General features: G+C 68.0%; 20 protein-coding genes and 2 tRNA genes. 6 read left to right on the top strand and 16 right to left on the bottom strand.

Annotated elements, in window-relative coordinates:
• Positions 1-25 precede the first annotated feature (25 nt).
• Positions 26-1,306, bottom strand: coding sequence for an ATP-dependent Clp protease ATP-binding subunit ClpX (gene clpX, locus A5712_RS10085; RefSeq protein ID WP_067159263.1), 1,281 nt, complete (start codon positions 1,304-1,306; stop codon positions 26-28).
• Positions 1,307-1,560: 254 nt separating this feature from the next.
• Between clpX and mmuM the strand changes: the two genes are divergently transcribed.
• The gene (gene mmuM, locus A5712_RS10080; RefSeq protein WP_082973377.1) at positions 1,561-2,481 is read left to right on the top strand and encodes a homocysteine S-methyltransferase; all 921 of its coding nucleotides are present in this window, start codon (positions 1,561-1,563) and stop codon (positions 2,479-2,481) included.
• Between the two features lie 22 nt (positions 2,482-2,503).
• On the opposite strand, the gene clpP2 is transcribed toward mmuM, so the two are convergent.
• The 4 genes from clpP2 to A5712_RS10060 form a co-directional block, all read right to left on the bottom strand.
• The gene (gene clpP2 / locus A5712_RS10075) at positions 2,504-3,127 is read right to left on the bottom strand and encodes an ATP-dependent CLP protease proteolytic subunit ClpP2 (protein ID WP_142281919.1); all 624 of its coding nucleotides are present in this window, start codon (positions 3,125-3,127) and stop codon (positions 2,504-2,506) included.
• An 8-nt stretch (positions 3,128-3,135) separates the two neighbouring features.
• Complete coding sequence (gene clpP1 / locus A5712_RS10070; protein WP_067159269.1) at positions 3,136-3,726, bottom strand: ATP-dependent CLP protease proteolytic subunit ClpP1; 591 nt, start codon at positions 3,724-3,726, stop codon at positions 3,136-3,138.
• Between the two features lie 127 nt (positions 3,727-3,853).
• Positions 3,854-5,296, bottom strand: coding sequence for a trigger factor (tig, locus tag A5712_RS10065; protein ID WP_068104034.1), 1,443 nt, complete (start codon positions 5,294-5,296; stop codon positions 3,854-3,856).
• 38 nt (positions 5,297-5,334) lie between these two features.
• Positions 5,335-5,411 (bottom strand) — tRNA-Pro (locus tag A5712_RS10060).
• 156 nt (positions 5,412-5,567) lie between these two features.
• Between A5712_RS10060 and A5712_RS10055 the strand changes: the two genes are divergently transcribed.
• Together A5712_RS10055 and A5712_RS10050 are read left to right on the top strand one after the other, a co-directional pair.
• Positions 5,568-5,638 (top strand) — tRNA-Gly (locus tag A5712_RS10055).
• Positions 5,639-5,669: 31 nt separating this feature from the next.
• Complete coding sequence (locus A5712_RS10050) at positions 5,670-6,863, top strand: serine hydrolase domain-containing protein (protein ID WP_068104032.1); 1,194 nt, start codon at positions 5,670-5,672, stop codon at positions 6,861-6,863.
• A gap of 53 nt (positions 6,864-6,916) precedes the next feature.
• Here A5712_RS10050 and A5712_RS30170 read toward each other — a convergent pair whose 3' ends face one another.
• From A5712_RS30170 to A5712_RS10035, 4 genes are all read right to left on the bottom strand, one after another.
• Positions 6,917-7,183, bottom strand: a complete 267-nt coding sequence (locus tag A5712_RS30170; RefSeq protein WP_082973376.1) for a hypothetical protein — start codon at positions 7,181-7,183, stop codon at positions 6,917-6,919.
• An 89-nt stretch (positions 7,184-7,272) separates the two neighbouring features.
• Positions 7,273-8,079 carry an Fpg/Nei family DNA glycosylase gene (locus A5712_RS10045; protein WP_068104030.1) on the bottom strand — a complete coding sequence of 269 codons (807 nt, stop codon included), beginning with the start codon at positions 8,077-8,079 and terminating at the stop codon, positions 7,273-7,275.
• Between the two features lie 3 nt (positions 8,080-8,082).
• Positions 8,083-8,562, bottom strand: a complete 480-nt coding sequence (locus tag A5712_RS10040) for a ribose-5-phosphate isomerase (RefSeq protein ID WP_068104099.1) — start codon at positions 8,560-8,562, stop codon at positions 8,083-8,085.
• Between the two features lie 46 nt (positions 8,563-8,608).
• Positions 8,609-9,232 (bottom strand): Rv2466c family mycothiol-dependent reductase, encoded by a 624-nt coding sequence (locus A5712_RS10035; protein ID WP_068104028.1) that lies wholly within the window; start codon positions 9,230-9,232, stop codon positions 8,609-8,611.
• A 128-nt stretch (positions 9,233-9,360) separates the two neighbouring features.
• Here A5712_RS10035 and pepN point away from each other — a divergent pair, with 128 nt between their 5' ends.
• Positions 9,361-11,943: an aminopeptidase N gene (pepN, locus tag A5712_RS10030; protein ID WP_068104026.1), complete on the top strand. Its 2,583-nt coding sequence runs from the start codon at positions 9,361-9,363 to the stop codon at positions 11,941-11,943.
• An 81-nt stretch (positions 11,944-12,024) separates the two neighbouring features.
• On the opposite strand, the gene A5712_RS10025 is transcribed toward pepN, so the two are convergent.
• The 3 genes from A5712_RS10025 to A5712_RS10015 are packed head-to-tail and all read right to left on the bottom strand — an operon-like array spanning position 12,025 to position 13,418.
• On the bottom strand, positions 12,025-12,492 hold the full coding sequence (locus A5712_RS10025; protein WP_068104024.1) for a DUF5130 domain-containing protein: 468 nt from the start codon (positions 12,490-12,492) through the stop codon (positions 12,025-12,027).
• Positions 12,479-12,715: a hypothetical protein gene (locus A5712_RS10020; protein ID WP_068104022.1), complete on the bottom strand. Its 237-nt coding sequence runs from the start codon at positions 12,713-12,715 to the stop codon at positions 12,479-12,481. The genes A5712_RS10025 and A5712_RS10020 overlap by 14 nt, the downstream gene beginning before the upstream one ends.
• 55 nt (positions 12,716-12,770) lie before the next feature.
• Complete coding sequence (locus tag A5712_RS10015) at positions 12,771-13,418, bottom strand: HNH endonuclease (protein WP_068104020.1); 648 nt, start codon at positions 13,416-13,418, stop codon at positions 12,771-12,773.
• Between the two features lie 142 nt (positions 13,419-13,560).
• Between A5712_RS10015 and A5712_RS10010 the strand changes: the two genes are divergently transcribed.
• Both A5712_RS10010 and A5712_RS10005 read left to right on the top strand, forming a co-directional pair.
• Positions 13,561-13,950, top strand: a complete 390-nt coding sequence (locus A5712_RS10010; protein ID WP_067159296.1) for a globin — start codon at positions 13,561-13,563, stop codon at positions 13,948-13,950.
• Positions 13,951-13,973: 23 nt separating this feature from the next.
• Positions 13,974-15,542 (top strand): glycoside hydrolase family 13 protein, encoded by a 1,569-nt coding sequence (locus A5712_RS10005; protein WP_068104018.1) that lies wholly within the window; start codon positions 13,974-13,976, stop codon positions 15,540-15,542.
• A gap of 14 nt (positions 15,543-15,556) precedes the next feature.
• On the opposite strand, the gene A5712_RS10000 is transcribed toward A5712_RS10005, so the two are convergent.
• The 4 genes from A5712_RS10000 to ettA form a co-directional block, all read right to left on the bottom strand.
• Positions 15,557-16,231: a hypothetical protein gene (locus A5712_RS10000; RefSeq protein WP_068104016.1), complete on the bottom strand. Its 675-nt coding sequence runs from the start codon at positions 16,229-16,231 to the stop codon at positions 15,557-15,559.
• Positions 16,216-16,632 carry a thioesterase family protein gene (locus A5712_RS09995; RefSeq protein ID WP_068104014.1) on the bottom strand — a complete coding sequence of 139 codons (417 nt, stop codon included), beginning with the start codon at positions 16,630-16,632 and terminating at the stop codon, positions 16,216-16,218. Before A5712_RS09995 ends, A5712_RS10000 begins: the two co-directional genes overlap by 16 nt.
• Positions 16,629-21,500, bottom strand: coding sequence for an NAD-glutamate dehydrogenase (locus tag A5712_RS09990; RefSeq protein WP_068104012.1), 4,872 nt, complete (start codon positions 21,498-21,500; stop codon positions 16,629-16,631). The genes A5712_RS09995 and A5712_RS09990 overlap by 4 nt, the downstream gene beginning before the upstream one ends.
• Before the next feature lie 79 nt (positions 21,501-21,579).
• Entirely contained in the window at positions 21,580-23,256 is a 1,677-nt protein-coding gene (ettA, locus tag A5712_RS09985; RefSeq protein WP_068104010.1) for an energy-dependent translational throttle protein EttA, read from the bottom strand.
• Positions 23,257-23,285 lie beyond the last annotated feature (29 nt).

Raw genomic sequence — 23,285 nt, 5'->3', positions numbered from 1 at the left:
CAGGCGGCCGGAATCAGGGAATTGCTTAGGCGCTCTTGTCGCGGCGTTCGCTGCGCGACGGCTTGCGCGGCACGATCGTCGGCAGGACGTTGTCCTGCACCGTCTCCTTGGTCACCACGACCTTGGCGACGTCGTCGCGGCTCGGGATGTCGTACATCACCGGCAGCAGGACCTCTTCCATGATCGCGCGCAGGCCTCGGGCGCCGGTGCCGCGGTGGATCGCCTGGTCGGCGATCGCCTCCAGCGCGTCGTCGGTGAACTCCAGCTCCACGCCGTCCATTTCGAACAGGCGCGTGTACTGCTTGACCAACGCGTTCTTCGGCTCGGACAGGATCTTGACCAACGACTCCATGTCCAGGTTGGTGACCGACGCGACCACCGGGAGCCGCCCGATGAACTCCGGGATCAAACCGAACTTGATCAGGTCCTCGGGCATGACGTCGGCGAAGTGATCGGTGGTGTCGATCTCGGCCTTGGAGCGCACCTCGGCGCCGAAGCCCAGTCCGCGCTTGCCGACCCGCTCGTAGATGATCTTCTCCAGCCCGGCGAACGCACCGGCGACGATGAACAACACGTTGGTGGTGTCGATCTGGATGAATTCCTGGTGCGGGTGCTTGCGGCCACCCTGCGGGGGAACCGACGCCTGGGTGCCCTCCAGGATCTTCAGCAGGGCCTGCTGGACGCCCTCGCCGGACACGTCGCGGGTGATGGACGGGTTCTCGCTCTTGCGGGCGATCTTGTCGACCTCGTCGATGTAGATGATGCCGGTCTCGGCGCGCTTGACGTCATAGTCGGCCGCCTGGATCAGCTTGAGCAAGATGTTCTCGACGTCCTCGCCGACGTAACCGGCCTCGGTGAGCGCGGTGGCGTCGGCGATGGCGAACGGCACGTTGAGCATCTTGGCCAGGGTCTGGGCGAGGTAGGTCTTGCCGCAGCCGGTGGGGCCGAGCATCAAGATGTTGGACTTGGTCAGCTCGACGGGCTCGGACCGCGAGTCGCGGCCCTTCTCCCCGGCCTGAATCCGCTTGTAGTGGTTGTAGACGGCGACGGCCAGGGTGCGCTTGGCGGTGTCCTGCCCGATGACGTATCCCTCCAGGAACTCCCGGATCTCGGCGGGCTTGGGCAGTTCGTCGAGCTTGACGTCGTCGGCGTCGGCGAGTTCCTCTTCGATGATCTCGTTGCAGAGGTCTATGCACTCATCGCAGATGTACACACCGGGGCCAGCAATGAGTTTCTTGACTTGCTTTTGGCTCTTCCCGCAGAACGAGCACTTAAGCAGGTCACCGCCGTCTCCGATGCGCGCCATGGTGCTGAGGGCCTACTTCCTGTTCGCCGTTCGTCGTGCTATGCCGCATGTATTCCCCGACGCTACCCGCTTGCTTGGGCCCCCCGCGACCATTACCGCCGAATCGCGTCGTTGGTATTCATGTCCGTTGTCTGCATGAAACATATAGGCAGACGGCGCCCCTCACTCGCCGAGACGCGCAATCCGTGTTTTTGGCGTGTCGCGCTCGTTACCCGATCGAGTCCGGTGGGCTGCCACAACCCTACAGTTATCGAGTGGGATTGGCTTTCGGTTTTGGAGGGCCAACCGAGCCCGTGCTGATCGGCGACGGCGGCCTGGCCACCGAGCTGGAGGCGCGCGGGCACGATCTTTCGGACCCGCTGTGGTCGGCCAGGCTGCTGGCGGACGCGCCGCAGGAGATCGTCGCCGTGCACACCGCGTTTTTCCGGGCCGGCGCCGCGATCGCGACGACGGCCAGCTATCAGGCGTCGTTCGCGGGTTTCGCGGCTCGCGGAATCGACCGGAACGAATCCGCCGGCCTGCTGCGCCGCAGCGTCGAGCTGGCGAAGGTGGCGCGCGCCGAAGCCGGCGCGGGCGGGCTGATCGTCGCCGCCTCCGTCGGCCCGTACGGCGCGGCGCTGGCCGACGGCTCCGAATATCGCGGACGCTACGGCCTGTCCGTCGCCGCCCTGCGGCGGTGGCACCGGCCCCGACTGGAGACCCTGGCCGCAGCCGGGGCCGACGTGCTGGCGTGCGAGACGGTGCCCGACGTCGACGAGGCCGAGGCGCTCGTCGATCTGGTCCGCTCCGCCGGCGTGCCGGCGTGGCTCAGCTACACGATCGACGGAACGACGACCCGCGCCGGACAACCGCTGGCCGAGGCGTTCGCGGTGGCCGCCGGCGTCCCGGAGATCGTGGCGATCGGCGTCAACTGCTGCGCGCCCGACGACGTGCTGCCCGCGATCCCACTGGCCCGCGCGGTCGGCAAGCCGGTGATCGTCTACCCGAACAGCGGCGAGCGCTGGGACGGACGCGCGTGGGTCGGGCGATCGCATTTCTCGGCGCGCTTGGCCGAGCAGTGGGCGGCCGCCGGGGCTCGCATCATCGGCGGCTGCTGCCGGGTCGGACCCGCCGACATCGCGGCGCTTCGCCGAGGGTGCAGTCAGCGCGAAAAATCAGCCGAAAACTCGCAGTGAGTGCACATTCGGCGAACGGCCGTTAGGCCGTCTGCGCGGAGAGCTTGCGGTATTCCAGGACGGTGTCGATGATCCCGTAGTCCTTGGCCTCCTCGGCCGTCAGGATCTTGTCCCGGTCGGTGTCCTTGCGGATGACCGACGCGTCCTTGCCGGTGTGGCGGGCCAGCGTGGTCTCCATCAGCGTGCGCATCCGCTCGATCTCGGCGGCCTGGATCTCCAGGTCGGAGAACTGGCCCTGGATCACGCCGGACAGCGACGGCTGGTGGATCAGAACGCGGGCGTTGGGCAGCGCCATCCGCTTGCCCGGCGTGCCGGCGGCCAGCAGCACCGCCGCCGCCGACGCGGCCTGGCCCAGGCACACGGTCTGGATGTCGGCGCGCACGTACTGCATGGTGTCGTAGATCGCCATCAGCGAGGTGAACCCGCCGCCGGGTGAGTTGATGTACATGGTGATGTCGCGGTCCGGGTCCAGCGACTCCAGCACCAGCAGCTGCGCCATGATGTCGTTCGCCGACGCGTCGTCGACCTGCACGCCGAGGAAGATGATGCGCTCCTCGAACAGCTTGTTGTACGGGTTGGACTCCTTGACACCGAAGCTGGAGTGCTCGATGAACGACGGCAGGATGTACCGCGCCTGGGGTTGCATTTCGGGATTCACTGGGCTTCTCCGTTGGTGATGTGAGCGGCGCGGGTGATGATGTGGTCGACGAAACCGTATTCGAGGGCTTCCTGGGCGGTGAACCAGCGGTCGCGGTCGGAGTCGGCCTCGATGCGTTCGATGGACTGGCCGGTGAATTCGGCGTTGAGCCGGAACATCTCCTTCTTGATGACCGTGAACTGCTCGGCCTGGATGGCGATGTCGGCCGCGCTGCCGGTCACCCCGCCCAGCGGCTGGTGCATCAGGATCCGGGCGTGCGGCAGCGCGTAGCGCTTGCCCTTGGTGCCGGCCGCGAGCAGAAACTCGCCCATCGAGGCGGCCATGCCCATCGCGTACGTGGCGATGTCGCAGGGCGCCAGCACCATGGTGTCGTAGATCGCCATCCCGGCGCTGATCGATCCGCCCGGGGAGTTGATGTAGAGCGAGATGTCCTTATCGGCGTCCTCCGCGGCGAGCAGCAGGATCTGCGCGCACAGCCGGTTGGCGACCTCGTCGTTCACCTCCGAACCCAGGAAGATGATGCGCTCGGAGAGCAAGCGCTCATAGACCGAGTCCGTGAGGTTGAGCCCCTGCGAGGGCGAACGCATGTCAGTCACGACTGGGTTACCTGCTTTCTCGAGTTCTTCTCTGTTCCGACCCTAACCAACCAAGCCCGCCGTGTGCCGGTCACGCGCCCCCCGAAATGGGCCCGTTCGCTCACAGCGTCATCGCGGGTCACTTCGCCGCGTCGTCGGCCTGAGCGGCTTCGTCGGCGTCCTCTGAATCCTCAGCCTCGTCGGCCGCCTCGACCTCGTCGGCGTCGTCCGAAGCCTCCGCGGCCTCGTCCGGAGCTTCGCCCCGCTTGCCGAAGAACTCGCTCGTGTCGATGGTGTTGCCGTCGGTGTCGGTGACGGTCGCCGCCTCCACCGCCGCCGCGACGGCCAGCCCGCGGCGCACGTCGGCGAACATGGCCCCCAGCTGGTTGTTCTCTTGCAGGTAGCTGAACAGCTGCTGCGGCTCGATGCCGTACTGCCGGGACGTCATCACCAGTCGCTCGGTCAGGTCCTCCTGGCCGACCTGGATTCCCAGTTCGTCGGCCAGCGCGTCCAACAACAGCTGCTTCTTGACGTCCGACTCGGCGGCGTTGTGCGCGTCGACCTCGAACTGCTGGCGCGACTTACCCTGCTCGCGCAGCGCCTCCGCGAACTTGGCCTCGTCGTGCTCGAAGCTGTGCAGCGCGTTGTGCACGGCGCTGTCGGCCTGAGCCTTCACGATCGCCTCCGGCAGCGGCACGTCGACCTGCTCGAGAATCGCATCGATCGTGGCGTCGCGGATCTGCTCCGCCTGCTGGGCGCGCTTGACCCGGCCCACCTGCTCGCGGAGGTTGGACCGCAGCTCGTCGATGGTGTCGAACTCGCTGGCCAATTGGGCGAACTCGTCGTCGGGCTCGGGCAGTTCGCGTTCCTTGATCGACCTGACGGTGACGGTGACCTGTGCGTCCTTGCCGGCGTGCTCCCCCGTCGCCAACTTCGCGGTGAACTCCTTGGACTCGTCGACGGACAGGCCGACCAGCGCGTCATCCAGGCCCGCGATGAGCCGGCCGGAGCCCACCTCGTGCGACAGGCCCTCCGCGGCCGCGTTGGGCACCTCCTCGCCGTCGACGGTGGCCGAGAGGTCGATCGAGACGAAGTCGCCGAGCGCAACCGGGCGCTCGACTCCCTTCAGGGTGCCGAACCGCGCGCGCAACGACTCCAGTTCGGCGTCGACGTCGTCGTCGCTGACCTCGATCGGGTCGACCGAGACCTTCAGCGAGCCGAGGTCGGGGAGGGTGATCTTCGGACGCACGTCGACCTCGGCGGTGAACGCCAGCTCCTCGCCGTACTCCTTCTTGGTGACCTCGATCTCGGGCTGGCCGATCGGCTCGACTTCGGCCTCGGCGACCGCCTGTCCGTACCGGGCCGGCAGCGCGTCGTTGACGACCTGGTCGAGCATCGCCTCGCGGCCGAAACGGGCCTCGAGCAGCCGGGCCGGCGCCTTACCGGGCCGGAATCCGGGCAGCCGGACCTGCTTGGCCAGCTCCTTGTAGGCGCGTTGGAAATCGGGCTCGAGTTCGGTGAACGGCACCTCAACGCTGATGCGCACCCGGGTGGGGCTCAACTGCTCGACGCTGCTCTTCACGGGTGTGCTCCTCGGTATTCGGTGGATCGGCGCAGTATTGGTCGGGGTGACAGGATTTGAACCTGCGGCCTTCCGCTCCCAAAGCGGATGCGCTACCAAGCTGCGCTACACCCCGCGCTGACCTCGCAGATCCTACGGCCCTCCCACGCAAAGGTGGCCGTCGGCTCCGCAGCGACCGTCAAGACGTGCGGGACCTCACGGGGCGATCACAAAACCGCTTCGATTAGATTTGATGTTCGCCGCCAGATACAGTCTCGCTCGACTAAAACTTGCGGGCGTAGCTCAATGGTAGAGCCCTAGTCTTCCAAACTAGCTACGCGGGTTCGATTCCCGTCGCCCGCTCGGGCTGATGCTTGCTCGACAGAAAGGCGCCATGAGCGACGTCGAACTGAAGGGCTCATGTGCTTCCGACTTCGTCGGTGTGCGCGACGCGTTCGAGCGCAACTTCGTGCTGCAGGGTGAGGTTGGGGCGGCCGTCGCGGTATGGGTCGACGGGGAGCTCGTCGTCAACCTCTGGGGCGGTTGGGCCGACGCCGCCCGCACCCGGCCCTGGCAACAGAACACCCTGACGACGGTCCTGTCGGGCACCAAGGGGATGACGGCCACCTGCATCCACCAGCTGGCCGACCGCGGCGAGCTGGACCTGTACGCGCCGGTGGCGCGCTATTGGCCCGAGTTCGCACAGGCGGGCAAGGAAGCCATCACGCTGGCCATGGTGATGAGCCACCGCTCCGGCGTCATCGGGCCGCGCACCCGGATGCGCTGGGAGGACGTTGCCGACTGGGACTTCGTCTGCGGGCAGCTCGCCGCCGCCGAACCGTGGTGGGAGCCCGGCACCGCGCAGGGCTACCACATGACCACCTTCGGCTTCATCCTCGGTGAGGTGTTCCGCCGCGTCACGGGCCGCACCGTCGGGGAGTACCTGCGCACCGAGATCGCCGAACCGCTCGGCGCCGACGTCCACATCGGCCTGTCGCCCGCCGAGCAACGGCGCTGCGCCGAGCGGGTCAACAAGCCGCACGCCCGGGACCTGCTGGCCGAGGCGCAGGCGCCCGGCTACCCGACCAGCCTGACCGAACACCCCAAGGCGGCGCTGTCGATATCGATGGGCTTCGCCCCCGACGACGAACTCGGCTCGCACGACCTGGAGCTGTGGCGCCAGCTCGAGTTCCCCGGCACCAACGGCCAGGTGTCGGCGCTGGGACTGGCGACGTTCTACAACGCGCTGGCGCAGGAACGGCTGCTGACCCGCGAGCACATGGAACGGGTCCGGGTGTCGCAGGGCGGCTTTGAAACCGATCTGGTGCTGGGCCCGCGCGTCGCCGACCACGGCTGGGGCCTGGGCTACATGCTCAACCAGCGGTGCGTCAACGGCCCCAATCCCCGCATCTTCGGGCACGGCGGCCTGGGTGGCTCATTCGGGTTTGTCGACCTCGAGCACCGAATCGGCTACGCGTACGTGATGAATCGCTTCGACGCCACCAAGGCCAACGCCGACCCGCGGAGCGTCGCGCTCAGCGACGAGGTCTACGCCGCGCTGGGCGTCATCGAGCGCGCCCAAACGTAAGACCGCACCCCGCCGACCCGTTGCCGACGGGGCGCGGTCATTCGGTCAACGGATCAGCGATGGTCCCAACCAGGGCCGCCGGGCCCGCCGGGGCCGCGCCACGGTTCGGGGTGCGGGTTGGGGCCCGGCCCGCGCCAGTTGTCATGGCAGTGCCCGCGGTCCCAGTTGTCTCCCCAGCCCGGGTCCCAGAAGTCCCCGGGGCACCATTGCGGGAACGGCCCGGGCTGCGCTTGCGCCTCGGTGGCGGCGCCCAGCCCCGCCAGGCCCAGACCGACGAGTATCGCGAAAACGGTTGCAACTAAACGTGGAAAGAGTTTCACGGTCGCAACCAATACCCGACGGAAGCCGCGCCCAAACAGTAGACGCCGGCGTTTCTTGCTTGGGGTTTCCTGTCAGCGGCAGAATTCCGTCACTTCTGGCAGTTGGGGCACCAGAACACGTTTCGGCCCTCCAACACCTGGGTGCGGATCGGTCCGCCGCACACGCGGCACGCCTCCCCCGCGCGCCGGTACACGTAGGTGCGTGGCCGCCCTTGCCGGTACGACGGCGGGCCGTGGTCGTGTTCGGGCAGCACCACGACGATCTGGCCGCGCCGCAAACCGACCTTCATCAGCGCCACCAGATCGGTCCACGCCGCGTCGAACTCCGCCTGGCCGATCGCGCGGCCGGGCCGGAACGGATCGATGCGGTGGCGGAACAGCAACTCGTTCCGGTAGACGTTACCCACGCCGGCGATCACGGTCTGGTCCATCAACAGCGCGCCAATGGGCTTGCGCGACTTGCTGATTCGAGCCCACGGCCACGCCGGGTCGGCATCGCTGCGCAGCGGGTCGGGACCGAGCTTGGCCACCACGTCGCTGACCTGAGCTTCGTCGATGACCTCGCACACCGTCGGGCCACGCAGGTCGGTGCCGTAGTCGGCGCCGACCATCCGCATCCGCACCTGTCCGACCGGTTCGGGCAGCGGGGCATCGTGGGGCCGCTCCCACTCGGTGAAGGCGCCGTACAACCCGAGGTGCACGTGCACGATGGGGCCGCCGTCATAGTGGTGAAACAGGTGCTTTCCCCACGCGCTGGTGCGCCGCAGCACCCGGCCGTCGACGACGGCCGCCGCGTCCGCGAACCGGCCCTGCGGGCTGGACACAGCGACCGCCGCCCCGCGGTATCGGCGCTGATGCAGCCGGGCCAGCCGGTGCAGGGTGTGCCCTTCGGGCATCTCTTAAGCCCGGGCGCCGGGCACCGGCGGCGCCTGGTGGGTGCGTTCGTACTCGGCGAGGATGTCGATACGCCGTTGGTGGCGTTCGGCTTTCGACCACTGCGCGCTCAGGAAGGCATCCACGATCGTCAACGCCTCCTCGACCGTGTGCATGCGGCCGCCGATGCCGATCAACTGCGCGTTGTTGTGTTCGCGCGCCAGGGTCGCGGTCTCGACGCTCCACGCCAGCGCGCAGCGCGCTCCCGGCACCTTGTTGGCGGCGATCTGCTCACCGTTGCCCGACCCGCCGAGCACGATGCCCAGGCTCTCCGGGTCGGCCACCGTGCGCGTCGCGGCCGCGATGCAAAACGCCGGGTAGTCGTCCTCGGCGTCGTAGCTGAACGCGCCGCAATCGATCGGCTCGTGCCCGGATCCCTTGAGGTGGGAGATGATCTGCTGCTTGAGCTCGTATCCGGCGTGGTCGGAACCCAGGTAGACGCGCATGCCCGCCATCTTTACAGCCGCGCGCCCGCCGGGGCCAGTCGAGGGTCTAGTCGAACTGGGGCGGCTCGGTGCGGGTCCGCTTGAGCTCGAAGAAGTGCGGATACGAGGCGAAGGTCACCGAGGCGTCCCAGAGCTTGCCCGCTTCTTCGCCGCGCGGGATCTTCGAGATCACCGGCCCGAAGAACGCCACACCGTTGACATGGATGGTCGGCGTGCCGACGTCGTCGCCGACCGCGTCCATCCCCTCGTGATGGCTCTTGCGCAGCGCCTCGTCGTAGTCCTCGCTCTGCGCGGCCTCGGCGAGCTCGGCCGGCAGGCCGGCGTCGGCCAGCGACAGCTTGATGACCTCCTCGAGGTTCTTGTTGTCCTCGTTGTGGATCCGGGTGCCCATCGCGGTGTACAGCGGGTCCAGCACTTTGGCGCCGTGGGCCTGCTCGGCGGCGATCGCCACCCGGACCGGCCCCCAGGCGTGCTTCATCATCTCGCGGTACTTGTCGGGCAGGCCTTCGCGGTTTTCGTTGAGGATGGCCAGGCTCATGACGTGGAAGTGCACCTCGATGTCGCGAACCTTCTCCACCTCGAGGATCCAGCGCGACGTGATCCAGCACCACGGACACAGCGGATCGAACCAGAAATCGGCTCGGTTTTTGTCGTTGGCCTTCTCGGGCATAGCGCGGTCCTCTCCTCGAGAGCAGATACGGTCAGAACACCGTTCAGCACAACCGTAGTCGCGCGGCGCGTGTTCCCGCCCCGTCGCTCCGGTTACCAGGCGTTCACCAACACGTTTAAGTTGGACGCGTGGCCCTTCCAAACCTCACCCGTGACCAGGCCGTCGAGCGCGCGGCCCTGATCACCGTTGACAGCTACCGGATCAGCCTCGACGTCACCGACGGCTCGGGCGGCCCGGGCGACCGGACCTTCCGGTCCACCACCACGGTGGTGTTCGAGGCGCTGGCCGGCGCCGACACCGTCATCGACATAGCCGCCGACGCCATCCGCAGCGCGACCCTCAACGGCCGCGAACTCGACGTGTCCGGATACGACGAATCGACCGGCATCGCGCTGCGCGGGCTCGAGAAGCAAAACGTCCTCGTCGTCGACGCCGACTGCCGCTTCTCCAACACCGGCGAGGGGCTGCATCGCTTCGTCGACCCGGTGGACGACGAGGTCTATTTGTATTCGCAATTCGAAACGGCCGACGCCAAGCGCATGTTCGCGTGCTTCGACCAACCCGACCTCAAGGCGACGTTCGACCTGCAGGTGGCCGCGCCCAAACACTGGAAGGTGATCTCCAACGGCGCGACGGTATCGGTGGAGGACGGCATACACACCTTCGCCATCACCCCGCGGATGAGCACCTACCTGGTGGCGCTGATCGCCGGCCCGTACGCCGAGTGGAGGGACTCCTACACCGACGAACACGGCGAGATCCCGCTGGGCATCTACTGCCGGGCCTCGCTGGCCGAATTCATGGACGCCGAGCGGTTATTCACCCAGACGAAACAGGGATTCGGCTTCTACCACAAGAACTTTGGCCTGCCGTACGCGTTCGGCAAGTACGACCAGCTGTTCGTGCCCGAGTTCAACGCCGGCGCCATGGAAAACGCGGGGGCGGTGACCTTCCTCGAGGACTACGTCTTCCGCAGCAAGGTCACCCGGGCCTCCTACGAGCGGCGCGCCGAGACGGTGCTGCACGAGATGGCGCACATGTGGTTCGGCGACCTGGTCACCATGACGTGGTGGGACGACCTGTGGCTCAACGAGTCGTTCGCGACCTTCGCGTCGGTGTTGTGCCAGAGCGAGGCAACCGAATTCACCGAGGCGTGGACGACGTTCGCCACCGTCGAGAAGTCGTGGGCGTACCGCCAGGACCAGCTGCCGTCGACGCACCCGATCGCGGCCGAGATCCCCGACCTGGCCGCGGTCGAGGTGAACTTCGACGGGATCACCTACGCCAAGGGCGCGTCGGTACTCAAGCAGCTGGTCGCCTACGTCGGGCTGGAGCACTTCCTGGCCGGGCTGCGCGACTACTTCCGCACGCACGCCTACGGCAACGCCACGTTCAGCGACCTGATCGCTGCGCTGGAAAAGGCGTCCGGTCGCGACCTGTCCGACTGGGGGCAGCAGTGGCTGAAAACCACCGGCCTGAACACGCTGCGGCCCGACTTCGACGTCGACGGCCCGGGCGCTGACGGCAAGTTCACCCGGTTCGTGGTGCGCCAAAGCGGCGCCGCGCCCGGGGCGGGCGAGACGCGGGTGCACCGGCTGGCGATCGGCATCTACGACGAAGATGGCGCCGGCAAGCTGGTGCGGGTCCACCGCGAGGAACTCGACGTCGAGGGCCCGGACACCGAAGTGCCTGCGCTGGTTGGGGTTTCGCGCGGCAAGCTGATCCTGGTCAACGACGACGACCTGACCTACTGTTCGCTGCGGCTGGACGGCCAGTCGCTGCAGACCGCGCTGGAACGGATCGCCGACATCGCCGAGCCGCTGCCGCGCTCGCTGGTGTGGTCGGCCGCGTGGGAGATGACCCGCGAGGCCGAGCTGCGCGCCCGCGATTTCGTGGCGCTCGTCTCCGGCGGCGTGCAGGCCGAAACCGAGGTCGGGGTGGCGCAGCGGCTGCTGATGCAGGCCCAGACGGCGCTGGCGTCCTACGCCGAGCCGGGGTGGGCGCGCGAGCACGGCTGGCCGCAGTTCGCCGACCGGCTGCTGGAGTTGGCCCGCGCCGCGGCGCCCGGATCGGATCACCAGCTCGCGTTCGTCAACACGCTGTGCACGTCCGTCCTGTCGACGCGGCACGTGGTGACGCTGGCCGACCTGCTGGATCACGACCCGGCCGAGCGGGGTCTGGCCGGGCTGGAGATCGACACCGACCTGCGCTGGCGCATCGTGACCGCGCTGGCCGCCGCCGGCGAGATCGACGCCGACGGGTCCGCGACCCCGTTCATCGACGCCGAGGTGCGGCGTGACCCGACCGCCGCCGGCAAGCGCCACGGCGCCCAGGCGGCGGCCGCACGGCCCCAACTCGAGGTCAAGGAGCGGGCCTGGACGACGGTGATGGAGGACGACACACTGGCCAACATCACGGCCCGATCGATCATCGCCGGCATCGCCCCACCGGGACAGCACGAGCTGCTCAAGCCGTTCACCGCGCGCTACTTCGACGCGATCGCCGGGGTCTGGGCGCGGCGCTCCAGCGAGGTCGCCCAAACCGTGGTGATCGGCCTCTACCCGCACTGGGACATCAGCGAGGCCGGCGTCGCGGCCGCCGACGAGTTCCTGAGCGACCCGGAGATTCCGCCGGCCCTGCGGCGCCTGGTGCTGGAAGGTCAGGCGGGGGTCAAGCGGTCGCTGCGCGCCCGCACGTTCGACGCGTCCTGATCCTGCTCTCCGCCGAGCGCGCGTGTTTGTACGCCGACACGCCGCATTCGGCGTACATTTACGCGCCCTCGCGTGGAGAGGTTAGGCCGGCGAGATCCCGGCGCTGAGCACGCGGATCGCGCTGACCAGCCCGTCCACCAGGTGTCCCTGCTCGAACGCCGACGAGGCGGCGGCCACCCCGAGCGGCGCGGCCGACTCGGCACCACGACCGCGTACCGCCGAGCCGTAGACCACCTCGATGACCGACTGGTCGGGCGACACGGCGAGCAGCACCGCGTTGTCGGGCGTCGGCACGTTGGCCAAGATCTCGCGGGCCCGCGCGGCGGTGTCGCTACCCAGGTCGCCGAGGTAGATGGCGAATCGCGCCCGAGACGCCCGCGAGCCGTACTTCAGCGCATCGTCGATGGCGACCAGGTCCTTGGTCGGAAACGGGTAGTGCACCGACAGCTCGCCCGGCTCGGTGACGCCCGAAATCCGGCCGCTGGTGGTGATCACCGAACCCTTGGGCAGCTCGCTGCGCTCGATCGTCGCAACCTCACCATGTGCCACTGGCGCCACCTCCCACCGAGAACTCCGACGTGCCGTGTCCGTGATGCGCGCCGCCGACGTCTTCGTCGGTCGCGGCCCACAGGATCGGCGGGTGCGTCCACTTCTCCGACATCTTGTAGGTCGCGGGGTGGGGCCCCTTGTGCCGCCAGATCAGCAAGGACAGCACCACAACCAGCGCCAGCGGGATTCCGATGAAGTACAGGTGAATCTCTCCAGGGCTCACGACGCAAACCGTATCCCACCGGGTGATGTACCCGCACACCTGGACACGGGATTGGTCAGGCTGCGCCCTCGCCAAGGTACCGGGCCCAGGACGGGTCCAGCTCCTTGACCGTCGACAGCAGCCGCCAGTGCTGCCCGGTGGGCGGCAACGGCGCGCGGCGCAGCGCCCAGCCCAATTCGGCGAGCAGCTTGTCACCCTTGCGGTGATTGCAGGTCGAACAGCACGCCACGCAGTTCTCCCAGGAATGGTCACCGCCGCGGCTGCGCGGCACCACGTGGTCGACGGTGTCGGCCTTGGCCCCGCAGTAGGCGCAGCAGAAACGGTCGCGGTGCATCAGGGCGGCGCGGGTCATCGGCACGCGCGCCCGGTAGGGAACCCGCACGTAGGACCGCAGCTGGATCACCGAGGGCACCACGATCGACCTGGTCGCCGAGTGGATGACCGGCCCGGCCGGGTCGTCGTGCACCACGTCCGCCTTGCCGCAGATCACCATGACGATGGCCCGCCGCATCGGCAGCGCGGTCAGCGGCTCGTAGGTGGAATTGAGCAGGAGCACCCGCCGCCGGCTCCAGATCGACGCGGTTTCGTGGCGGGTAGGCGGGTGGGTATCGACGCTATGCAGGGGTGACGCGGTTGGGGGCCCGGTTAACCCTGCCGCGGCACCGGAACTGCGGTGGCTGCGGCGTCTCTTGCCATGCGCCATAGATCCTCCGCCGATAGTCCACCATGATTCGCCGCCAAACGCACCCTTATTGCTGGTGCGCGCCGTGACAAACCGGTGAACAGAAGGCGCGACGCGGGGCCGTACGGCCGTGCCAACCCGGCGATGCACCACAATGGAGGGGATGGATCAGGTGAGCTTCTACGACGCCGTCGGCGGTGCCGAAACCTTCAATGCGATCGTGTCGCGGTTTTACGCGCAGGTCCCCGAGGACGAGATTCTTTCTCAGCTGTACCCCGCGGACGACCTGGCGGGCGCCGAGGAGCGGCTGCGGATGTTCCTCGAGCAGTACTGGGGCGGCCCGCGCACCTACTCCGACCGGCGCGGGCATCCGCGGCTGCGGATGCGGCACGCGCCGTTCCGGATCACCCCCATCGAGCGCGATGCGTGGCTGCGCTGCATGCACACCGCCGTCGCCTCCATCGACTCGCAGACTTTGGACGACGCACACCGCCGCGAGTTGCTTGAATACCTGGAAATGGCCGCGCACTCCCTGGTCAATTCCTCGTTCTGATCCCAGTAACCGAACGGAGCAGCATGAGCCCCGAGCCGTGGTGGTTGAGCGCGGTCTTCTACCAGGTCTATCCGCGGTCGTTCGCGGACAGCGACGGCGACGGCGTCGGCGACCTGGACGGGTTGACCGCCCGCCTGGACTACCTCACGCAGCTCGGCATCGACGCGATCTGGCTCAACCCGGTCACCGTTTCGCCGATGGCCGACCACGGCTATGACGTCGCCGACCCGCGGGACGTCGACCCGCTGTTCGGCGGGATGGCCGCGATCGAGCGGCTGATCGCGGCGGCCCACGAGCGGGGCATCAAAATCACCATGGACGTGGTGCCAAACCACACCAGTTCGGCGCACCCATGGTTTCAGGCGGCGCTGGCCGCCGGTCCGGGCACCGACGCGCGCGAGCGCTACTACTTTCGCGACGGGCGCGGTCCCGACGGCGAATTGCCGCCGAACAACTGGACATCGGTGTTCGGCGGGTCGGCCTGGACCCGGGTGATCGAACCCGACGGCAACCCCGGCCAGTACTACCTGCACCTCTTCGACGCCGAGCAGCCCGACCTGAACTGGGAGCACCCCGAAGTCTTCGACGACTTCGAGAAGACGCTGCGCTTCTGGCTGGAGCGCGGCGTGGACGGCTTCCGCATCGACGTGGCCCACGGGATGGCCAAGCCGCCGGGCCTGCCCGATGCCAAGGACGACGTCAAGGTGTTGAGCCACAGCGACGACGACCCGCGCTTCAACCACCCGAGCGTGCACGAGATCCACCGCGGAATCCGCAAGATCGTCGACGACTACTCGCCGGCGGTGACGATCGGCGAGGTGTGGGTGATGGACAACCTGCTCTGGGCCGAGTACCTGCGGCCCGACGAACTGCATCTCGGCTTCAATTTCCGGCTGACGAAGATCGACTTCGACGCGCGCGAAATCCACGACGCGATCCAGAACTCGTTGGAAGCCACCGCGATTGAGAACGCCACCCCGACCTGGACGCTTTCCAACCACGACGTGGGCCGGGAGGTCACCCGCTACGGCGGCGGCGAGGTCGGGCTGCGCCGCGCGCGGGCGATGGCGATGGTGATGCTGGCCCTGCCCGGCGCGGTATTCATCTATAACGGTGAGGAATTGGGCCTGCCCGATGTCCTCGACCTGCCCGAGGAGGTGCTCCAGGACCCGACGTGGGAACGCTCCGGGCACACCGAACGCGGGCGCGACAAGTGCCGGGTCCCGCTGCCCTGGTCGGGCGACGCTCCCCCGTTCGGCTTTTCCACCACCGCCGACACCTGGCTGCCGATGCCGGCCGACTGGGCGGCGCTGACCGTCGAAAAGCAGCTCGACGATCCCGACTCGACGCTGTCCTTCTACCGGCGCGCCATCCAACTACGCAGGGAACGAAGCGAATTCGGCGGCGACGAGCTCGAATGGCTGGCCGCCGACGACGACCTGCTGATCTTCGAGCGGCACGGCGGCGCGCTGGTGTGCGCGCTGAACGCCGGTCGGCTGCCGATGGCTTTGCCGCCGGGCGAGGTGATCCTGGCCAGCGCGCCGTTGGTCGACGGCAAGCTGCCGCCGGACTCGGCGGCCTGGCTGGTCTGAGCGCCTCGGGCCCGTCAGTGCAGCACCAGCGCCGCGTGCGTGCGGCGCCGGTACACCGAGCCGAACTTGGCGTCGATCCGCAGCCAGTTCGGCAGGATCCGGACCCGGACCATCTCGTCGGCGCCGATCGCATCGGGTGATTGGGGCAGGAAACCCATTGCGGTCAAGGCGAACACGCAGCGCATCGGAAGGCCGACGCTGAGGTCGGCAGAGCTGACCCGGATGACCTCCTGGTCGAGCAGCGACACCGGGGGGCCATGAGAGCTGCCGTGCTCCTTGGCAAGTTGCGCGCCGCGCTGCGCGAGGTCCAGCATCACCCGGGCGGGTACGTCGTCGAGGTGGGTGAAACCGGATTCGGGGGGCAGGGCCCCCCGCCACGCGGAGTCCATCGCGTAGCCGGGATCGACGTAGCCCTCGGCGTCCATCGCCGAAAGGCCGCGTGCCAGCCCGTGTGCCGCGACGGACAAATCGTCGGGCCGCACCCGGCCGACCACCACCCGGCTCGCGAGCACGTCGAATCCGGTTGCCACCCAGGCGGTCAGCAGCCCGGCGGATCGGGCCCGCAGCCGGATGACCGCGGCGTCGTCGAGGCGCATCGCGTGATCGACGAACGTGGCGAGATCCCCGCGGTGGGTGGCGTCACGCAACCACACACCTCGCTCGGCTACCCCGCTTACTCCCTGAGCCACCGTTGCAGATACTCCCGATGCTGGGGCGAAAGCCGAAACAGCCGCTGCTCCTCGATGTGGACGGCGGCCAGTTGCGTCTCGGCGATGACGGCGGGCTTGGAGGCCGGGTCGGCGTTGACCGAGCGCACCTCGTAGCCGAGCGTGAAGTCGACCGTCCGGTGCTGTTTGGTCCAAATCGTCACCTGCAGAGGCGAATCGGCCAGGCGCAGCTGACTCTTGTAGGTGACGCGCACGTCGGCGATCAGCAGCCCGATGGTCGTCACGTCGGCGGCGAAGGGTTCCTTGAGGAACAGCACCCGCGCCTCTTCGAGGATGGTGACCATGGTGGCATGGTTGACGTGCTGGTACATGTCGATGTCCGACCAGCGCACGGGCACCGGTGCGACGAAGCCAACGCTCAACTCGACGATCCCCTGCCGCTGGTGCGGGTCATCCGGCGGATCTGCCGGGCGGCCACCGACAGTGTCGCGAGATCCTTTGCCCCGCTTTCCTGGATCTCGCTCAGCGTGCGACGGGCCCGCTCCACCCGGGACGCGCTGATGTGTTCCCACTCGCCGATCTTCTCTTCACCGCTTTCGTCGGGCTCGCCGACGGCCAGCACGTCGAAGCACAGCGATCGCAGCGACGCGTAGATGTCGTCGCGAATCGCCAAGCGCGCCAACGATTGCCAGCGATCGTGGCGGGGTAACTCCGAAACCGCCGTCAGCAGGCCGTCGGTGCCCAGGTGGTCCATCAGCGCGAAATAGGTGTCGGCGACTTCGGCGCTGTCCATTTCGGTGATGTCCGCGACGTCGATGATGTCGAGCAGGCTGTAGCGGTACAGGCCGGCGGCCACCATGTAGGACAAGTCCTCCGGTGCGCCCTGCGAGGCGAATTCGGCGGCTTCCTTTTCGACGATGGCCTTGTCGTCGCCACGCAGCCACTCCGACATCCGCGGCGTCAGCTCCTTGACCTTCGCGGCGAACCGGTTGATCTCGGCGCCGACGGCCAACGGCTGCGGGCGGTAGTTGAGCAGCCAGCGTCCGGCGCGGTCGATCAGCCGTCGGGTGTCCAGCGTGAGCCGGTCGGACAGCGCGACGGGCACGCTCGCCGCGCGGATCTGCCGCCAGATCTCGCTCACGCCGAAGATGGCGTCGGTGGCGACGTAGGTGCGCACCGCGTCGATCGGCCCGACGCCGACGTCCTCGGTGATCCGGAACGCGTAGCTGATGCCCGCGGCGTCCACCAGGTCGTTGATCAGCATGGTGGTGACGATCTCCCGGCGCAGCTGGTGGCCGCGGATCTCCGGGGTGAACCGCTCGCGCAGCTGCGTCGGAAAGTATTGCGGCAGCCGGGATGCGAAGACGTCCTGCTCGGGCAGTTCGGTGGTGAGCATCTCCTCCTTGAGCGCCAGCTTGACGTGGGCCATCAGCGTGCACAGCTCGGGAGAGGTGAGCCCGATGCCGACATCGATGCGCCGGTGGATCTCCTTCTCCGACGGCAGCGCCTCCAGCTCGCGGTTTATGCCGCGGTCTTCGAGGTATTTGATCTGCATCGCGTGCACGGGCAGCAGGCTGGCCGCGTTGGCGCGGCTGGTGCCGATCAGGTCGTTCTGGTCCTCGTTGTCGAGCAGCACCAGCCGCCCGACCTCGTCGGTCATCGACTCCAGCAGCTCCTTGCGCTCCTCGGCCTTGACCTTGCCCGCGGTGACCAGCGAGTCGATCAGGATCTTGATGTTGACCTCGTGGTCCGAACAGTCCACGCCGGCGGAGTTGTCCATCGCGTCGGTGTTGATCCGCCCGCCCGACAGATCGAATTCGACGCGGCCCAGCGCGGTCACCCCCAGGTTGCCGCCTTCGCCAATGACCTTGGCGCGCACCTGATTTGCGTTCACGCGCACCGGATCGTTGGCGCGGTCGCCGACGTCGGCGTCGGACTCGGATTCGGCCTTGATGTAGGTGCCGATGCCGCCGTTGAACAACAGGTCGACGGGCGCCTGCAGGATCGCCCTGATCAGGTTGGGCGGGGACATCTCGGTGACGTCGTCGCTGTCGATGCCCAGCGCCTCGCGGACCTGCGGGCTGATGGGGATGGCCTTCTGGTCGCGGTTGTATACCCCGCCGCCCTCACTGATCAGCGACTTGTCGTAGTCGTCCCAGCTGGACCGCGGCAGGTCGAACATCCGCCGCCGTTCCTGCCACGACGCCGCCGGGTCGGGGTCCGGGTCCAAGAAGACGTGCCGGTGATCGAAGGCGGCGAGCAGCTTGATGTGCTTGCTCAGCAGCATGCCGTTGCCGAACACGTCGCCGCTCATGTCGCCGACGCCGACGACGGTGAAGTCCTCGGTCTGGGTGTCGACGCCCATCTCACGGAAATGGCGTTTGACGGCCTCCCAGGCGCCCTTGGCGGTGATGCCCATGGCCTTGTGGTCGTAGCCCACCGACCCGCCGGACGCGAACGCGTCGCCCAGCCAGAACCCGTAGGACTTGGCGACGTCGTTGGCGATGTCGGAGAACGTCGCGGTGCCCTTGTCGGCGGCCACCACTAGGTAGGCGTCGTCCCCGTCCCGGCGGATCACCTCGGGGGGCGGGCTGACCTTTTTCGTTGCGTGGTCGACGTTGTCGGTGACGTCGAGCAGGCCGGAGATGAACAGCTGATAGCAGGTGACGCCCTCGGCGCGGGTGGCGTCGCGGTCGGCGGCGGCCTCGCCCGACGGCAGTGGCGGCCGCTTGACGACGAATCCGCCCTTGGCCCCGACCGGCACGATGACGGCGTTTTTCACCGCCTGCGCCTTGACCAAACCCAGGATCTCGGTGCGGAAGTCGTCGCGGCGGTCGGACCAGCGCAGGCCCCCGCGCGCCACCGGGCCGAACCGCAGGTGCACGCCCTCCACCCGCGGCGAGTACACGAAGATCTCGAATTTCGGTCGCGGCAGCGGAAGTTCGTCGATCAGCTGGGCATCCAGCTTGAGCGCCAACACATTACGGGCGCGGGCGGATCCCTCGCGGGTGACGAAGTAGTTGGTCCGCAGCGTGGCCTGCACCAGCGACGCGAACGCGCGCAGGATGCGGTCGGTGTCCAGGCCCACCACGGCGTCGATGTCCGCGGCGACCGCGGCGGCGGCCGCTTGCGCGTCGCGACCGGTCGGCGACCCCTTGGCAGCGGACGCCCGCGGATCGAAGAGCGCCTCGAACAGGGTGACAAGGGACCGCACGGTCGACGGATGCTCGCTCAGCACCGATTCGATGTGGGACTGGCTGTACGGAAAGCCGGCCTGCCGAAGGTATTTCGCGTAGGCGCGCAGCAGCACGACCTGCTGCCAGGTCAGCCGCGCGCGCATCACCAGCTCGTTGAACCGGTCGATCTCGACGCGCCCCTGCCAGATGGCGGTGACGGCGTCGGCAAATCGCTCCGCGGTGGACTCCCGTTCGGCCGCCGTCGTCGCCAGCGGGATCGTCGGGTGCGGCTGGATCTTGAACTGGTAGATCCACACCGCCAGCCCGTCCTGCCGCGTGACGGTGAACGGGCGCTCCTCGAGCACCACGACGCCCATGCTCTGCAACATCGGCAACAGCTGGCTCAACGAGGCGGTGTGACCGCCGACGAACCAGGTCAGCTGGGCGGCCGCGTCCTCGCCGCGGTCGGATAACACCAGCTTGACCGAATCATCGGACAGCTCTTTGATGATCGCGATGTGCTCGATGGCGTCGTCGGGCGTGACGGCCTGCTTGTAGACCTCGGAGAAGGCGGCGGCGTAGTGCTCGGCGTCGGCGTGCGAGACGGGCCCGGCGGAGACCTCGGCCGCGGCGGCGATCAGGCGGTCACCCCAGGTTCGCGCGGCTTCGCTGAGCAGCCCCTGGATCCGGACGCGGTTGGCTTCCGACACGTCGACGGTCGGGGTGTTCTCGGGCAGCCGGACCATGAAATGCATGAGCGCCCAAGGTGATTCGCTGACGCGCGCGGTGAACTCCAGTCGTGTACCGCCGAATTCGTGGACCAGGATGTCCTCGATCTGCAGGCGCACCGGGGTGGTGTAGCGATCGCGGGGCACATAGACCAGGCAGGAGACGAAGTACTGCAGGCGGTCGGCGCGCAGGAACAGCAAGGCGCGCCGCTGCGATCCCAGGTCCACCACCGCTTTGGCCATCGTCAGGAGCCGTTCGGCGCTGAGCGTGAACAGCTCCGAGCGCGGGACGGTCTGGATGACGTCGAGCAGCAACTGGCCCGGGTGGATGGGGTCGCCGTCGGCCATCGCGAGCGCCTCGCGGACCCGGCTCGAGACCGTCGGGATGTCCAGGACGTCGGCGTTCATGGCGGCGACCGTGAAAAGTCCGACGAAGCGGTGCTCGAAGACCGCCCTGCCGCCCTGGCCGTCGTCCGCGTATTCGCGAACCGCGATCGCGTACGGGTAGGCGCCGTAGCGCAGGTAGCTGCCGACCACGGATTGGGCCAGGACCAGCAGGTGGTCCTCGTCGGTCAGTCGCGGGCGCGAACCGGTGCGGGTGCGCAGGACCCCGAGGCCGGTTGCGCCGTCGGCGGAGACCACGTTGTCGTGCACCCGCGCGCGTTGATAGCCCAGCAGCAGGAAGTTTCCGTTGCCCAGCCAGCGCAGCAGCTGGGCGACGTCCTCGCGGTCCGGCGCCGAAAATCGGTCATCGGCGTTGGTCTGGACGGCCTCGGCCAGCTCGCTCAGGGCGCTGATCATCGAGGCGGCGTCAGTGGCGACCTGCTCGACGTCGGCAAGCACCTTGGGCAGCAGCCGTTCCACCTCGGCGAGGACCTTGCTGTCGACGGACGGCGACAGCGGGACGTAGATCCACGCCTCGCCGTCGTATTGCGACTTGCCGGGCAGTTTCGGTTCGACGCTGAGCAGCTCGCCGGCCGAGTCGCGGTGCACGTCGAACACCGGGGTCATGATGCCCGCGTAGGCGACTCCCAGCCGGTGCAGCAGCACCGTGACGGAGTCCAACAGCATGCTGCCGTGGTCGGTGACGACCTGCAGGGCGGGCCCGAATCCGTCGGGATCGTCGGCCGGGTGCACGCAGACACAGCTCTTGCCCTGCGATCGGCACTCGGCCAGGCGATAGTGCGCGCGCAGCATGGCGGGGGTCACCATGGCCGCGGGGTCGACGGGACCGGGTACGCCGGCGTCCAGGGCTCCCGGTTCGTCGCCGCGGGGACCGCGGTAGCTCTCGATGTAGGCGTTCGCGATCCAGTCGGGGATGTCGTCACTCGTGGTGAACGTGGTCCACGGCTTGAGATCCTGCCTAGCACCGGGATCGATCGTCATGCCGATTGCTCCCAACTCGCGACGGACGCCATTGCCCACCGGTACCCCGCTTTCCCGCGGGGCGCCGGCAGCCCTGACACTAGTCGCGCGTCAGCTTGCGGTGGGTCACTCGGTGCGGCCTGGCGGCGTCGACTCCGAGGCGTTCCACCTTGTTCTCCTCGTACGCGCCGAAGTTGCCCTCGAACCAGAACCACTTGGCCTCGTTGTCCTCGTCGCCTTCCCACGCCAGGATGTGCGTGCACGTGCGGTCGAGGAACCAGCGGTCGTGGCTGATCACCACCGCGCAGCCGGGGAACTTCTCCAGCGCGTTCTCCAGCGAGCTCAGAGTCTCGACGTCGAGGTCGTTGGTCGGCTCGTCCAGCAGGATGAGGTTGCCGCCCTCCTTCAACGTGAGCGCCAGGTTCAGCCGGTTGCGCTCACCGCCGGACAGCACGCCCGCCGGCTTCTGCTGGTCTGGCCCCTTGAAACCGAACGCCGACACATAGGCCCGCGACGGGATCTCGTTCTGCCCGACCTCGATGTAGTCCAGCCCGTCGGAGACCACTTCCCACACCGTCTTCTTGGGATCGATGCCGGCGCGGGTCTGGTCCACGTAGCTGAGCTTGACGGTCTCGCCGACCTTGACCGTGCCGCTGTCCGGCTGCTCGAGGCCGACGATGGTCTTGAACAACGTGGTCTTGCCGACCCCGTTGGGGCCGATGACGCCGACGATGCCGTTGCGCGGCAGCGTGAACGACAGGTCCTTGATCAGGGTGCGCCCGTCGTAGCCCTTGTCGAGGTGGTCGACCTCGACGACCACGTTGCCCAGCCGCGGCCCCACCGGGATCTGGATCTCCTCGAAGTCGAGCTTGCGCGTCTTCTCCGCCTCGGCGGCCATCTCTTCGTAGCGCTGCAGGCGTGCCTTGCTCTTGGCCTGGCGCGCCTTGGCGCCGGAGCGGACCCAGGCCAGCTCCTCGGTCAGCCGCTTCTGCAGCTTGGCGTCCTTGCGGCCCTGCACGGCGATCCGCTCGGCCTTCTTCTCCAGATAGGTCGAGTAGTTGCCCTCGTAGGGGTAGGCGCGGCCGCGGTCGAGCTCGAGGATCCACTCGGCGACGTTGTCCAGGAAGTAGCGGTCGTGGGTCACCGCGAGGATCGCCCCCGCGTACGCGGCCAAGTGCTGTTCGAGCCACTGCACGCTCTCGGCGTCCAGGTGGTTGGTCGGCTCGTCGAGCAACAGCAGGTCCGGTTTGGACAGCAGCAGCTTGCACAGCGCGACGCGGCGCCGCTCCCCGCCGGACAGGTTGGTGACCGGCTCGTCGGGCGGCGGGCAGCGCAGCGCGTCCATCGCCTGCTCCAGCTGGGAGTCGAGGTCCCACGCGTCGGCGTGGTCCAGCTCCTCCTGCAGCCGCCCCATCTCCTCCATCAGCTCGTCGGAGTAGTCGGTGGCCATCAGTTCGGCCACCTCGTTGAAGCGGTCGAGCTTGACCTTGATGTCGCCCAGGCCCTCTTCGACGTTGCCGCGGACCGTCTTCTCCTCGTTCAGCGGCGGCTCCTGCTGCAGGATGCCGACGCTGGCGCCGGTGGCCAGGAACGCCTCGCCGTTGTTGGGCTTGTCCAGGCCGGCCATGATCCGCAAGACGCTCGACTTGCCGGCGCCGTTGGGGCCGACGACACCGATCTTGGCCCCTGGGAAGAAGCTCAACGTGACGTCGTCCAGGATCACCTTGTCGCCGTGCGCCTTGCGGACCTTCTTCATCGTGTAGATGAACTCAGCCATGCCGCGGTTTTGCCTTTCTGGTCTTTGAG

It is taken from the genome of Mycobacterium sp. E2327, assembly GCF_001672675.1.
Taxonomy (GTDB): domain Bacteria; phylum Actinomycetota; class Actinomycetes; order Mycobacteriales; family Mycobacteriaceae; genus Mycobacterium.
The sequence above is the reverse complement of the archived record's forward strand: the minus strand, read 5'-3'. Positions and strand labels throughout refer to the sequence as shown.